This is a genomic window from Mesorhizobium sp. (assembly GCF_024509055.1).
Classification (GTDB): Bacteria; Pseudomonadota; Alphaproteobacteria; order Rhizobiales; family Rhizobiaceae; genus Mesorhizobium.
Window position 1 is genome coordinate 1 of the sequence record NZ_JANINM010000330.1, and the last position, 1,722, is coordinate 1,722.

At 65.8% G+C, this 1,722-nt stretch carries 1 protein-coding gene and 1 pseudogene; one reads left to right on the forward strand and one right to left on the reverse strand.

Going from position 1 to position 1,722, the window contains the following annotated elements:
• Positions 1 to 200, reverse strand: a pseudogene (locus Q0L57_RS14460) (hypothetical protein); the annotation flags it as partial.
• Positions 201 to 457: 257 nt separating this feature from the next.
• Between Q0L57_RS14460 and Q0L57_RS14465 the strand changes: the two are divergent.
• On the forward strand, positions 458 to 1,722 hold a 1,265-nt coding region (locus Q0L57_RS14465), incomplete at its 3' end, for an ABC-F family ATP-binding cassette domain-containing protein (protein WP_296743686.1).

Genomic DNA, 1,722 nt, shown 5'->3' on the forward strand with positions numbered 1-1,722 from the left:
CGCGCGGCCTTCTTGCGCAGCGCGACAGCCTCGACGACCGCCGGCTGGTCGGCCTGGGTGGTGATGGCTCCATCGAGCTGAACGCCGAGCCGGTCGCAATATTCGCTGCGGGTCGCCGCTTCCGCGCCCGACGCCGCCAGCATGGCAAGCGAGATGCCCAGCAGGGCAGCCTTCCTCCATTCCGTCGAGCCTCGTTGCATTGGGGTCAATCCATCGCCTCGCCGCGACCGCCCGCCAGTCGCCGCCGGGATGTTATGCGGGGCGAGTTTTTCGCCAGTTTTTCCGGCGTGTTGAATCTTGTTTCCGGAGTGTGTCGTGAGGGTCGAAGCGGCTGATCTCCCCCTTGTGGGGAGATCACCTCGTACTGCGGCGCTTCTGCCTCTTCCCCTCGCAGCCTCATTCGCGTACACGCCCGGGCAAATCCCGCACAACCCAATCAGCGCTCCCGGACCGTCCCATGATCCGTCTCGAAAACATCGGCAAGCAGAACGGCCGCCAGATCGTCTTCATCGAGGCTTCGGCCGCTTTGCAGAAGGGCGAGAAGATCGGGCTCGTCGGCCCGAACGGCGCCGGCAAAACGACGCTGTTTCGCATGATCATGGGCGGGGAGCAGCCCGACGAGGGCCAGGTCTCGGTCGAGCGCGGCGTCACCATCGGCTATTTCAGCCAGGATGTCGGCGACATGGGCGGAATGAGCGCCGTGGCCGAGGTGATGGAGGGCGCCGGCCCGGTGAGCGCGGTTGCCGCGGAAATGCGCGAGCTCGAGCACGCCATGGGCGACCCCGACCGCGCCGACGAGATGGAAGAGATCATCGAGCGCTACGGCGAATTGCAGCATCGGTTCGAGGAGCTTGACGGCTATGCGCTCGACGGCCGCGCCCGTGAGGTGCTCGACGGCCTCGGCTTCTCCCAGGAGATGATGGACGGCGACGTGGCGAAGCTCTCCGGCGGCTGGAAGATGCGCGTCGCGCTCGCCCGCATTCTATTGATGCGGCCGGACGTCATGCTGCTCGACGAGCCGAGCAACCACCTTGACCTCGAAAGCCTGATCTGGCTGGAGAAATTCCTCAAGGATTACGACGGCGCGCTCTTGATGACCTCGCACGATCGCGAGTTCATGAACCGCATCGTCTCGAAGATCATCGAGATCGATGCCGGCGCGCTCACCTCCTATTCCGGCAACTACGAGTTTTACCAGCAGCAGCGCGCCCTGGCCGACAAGCAGTTGCAGGCGCAGTTCGAGCGCCAGCAGGCGATGCTGGCCAAGGAGATCGCCTTCATCGAGCGCTTCAAGGCGCGCGCCTCGCACGCCGCCCAGGTGCAGAGCCGGGTGAAGAAGCTCGACAAGATCGACCGCGTCGAGCCGCCGAAGCGCCGCCAGACCGTCGCCTTCGAGTTCCAGCCGGCGCCGCGCTGCGGCGAGGACGTGGCGACGCTCAAGGGCATCCACAAGTCCTACGGCAGCCGCTCGATCTATTCGGGCCTCGATTTCCAGATCCGCCGCCGCGAGCGCTGGTGCGTGATGGGCGTCAACGGCGCCGGCAAATCGACGCTTTTGAAGCTCGTCGCCGGCGCTTCCGAGCCTGACGAGGGCTCCGTCGCGCGCGGCCCGAGCGTCAAGATGGGCTATTTCGCCCAGCACGCCATGGAACTGCTGGAAGGCGAGCGCACCGTCTTCCAGACGCTGGAGGATAATTTCCCGCAGGCCGGCCAGGCGCCGCT